General features: G+C 59.0%; 1 pseudogene. It reads left to right on the forward strand.

The features are described from left to right. A pseudogene (locus tag AF337_RS15985) lies at positions 1-256 on the forward strand (LacI family transcriptional regulator); the annotation flags it as partial.

Here is a 256-nt window from a genome sequence, read left to right on the forward strand (position 1 = left end):
ACATGTCGGGCATGCTGGCGCAGCGCCCCGGTTCGTTCGTCGCTCTCTGCCACAGCGGCGCCTATGAGAACCACAAGGAGCGGATCCGCGGCTTCTCCAACTATCTCTCGGAGAATGGTTCAAACGAACATCGTTTCATCGAGGTCATGTTCGACCTTGATGATGAGCACAATGCCATGGAACTGCTGCAAGCGGCCCTTCTGCGGGAGCCCGGCATCATCGGCGTCTATAGTGCCGGCGGCGACAACAAGGGTGT

The sequence above is a fragment of the Rhizobium ecuadorense genome, assembly GCF_001187535.1.
GTDB lineage: Bacteria > Pseudomonadota > Alphaproteobacteria > Rhizobiales > Rhizobiaceae > Rhizobium > Rhizobium ecuadorense.